At 47.4% G+C, this 230-nt stretch carries 1 pseudogene; it reads right to left on the reverse strand.

Annotated elements, in window-relative coordinates:
- Window positions 1-230, reverse strand: a pseudogene (locus SB773_RS35075) (glycosyltransferase family 1 protein); the annotation flags it as partial.

Raw genomic sequence — 230 nt, forward strand, 5'->3', positions numbered from 1 at the left:
GCAGGCCTTTTATCCAAAAGCTTGATTGCCTCGTTACGTCCGCGGATGAAGATATAATCATACCTTTTCTTTTGATCGCGACGGATGATGTCATCGATCGGATGATTCGACTTGAAAAACTGGACGTGCTGAAACGTAAAACCACCCATTCCATTACGGAACTGGAAGGGGAGGACGCAGTCTAAAGAATATTGCTCCTGCTCGTGTGCTGGCAGCTGTGCCACTTTTCG

Source organism: Bacillus sp. SIMBA_074 (genome assembly GCF_046534555.1).
GTDB lineage: Bacteria > Bacillota > Bacilli > Bacillales > Bacillaceae_G > Bacillus_A > Bacillus_A mycoides.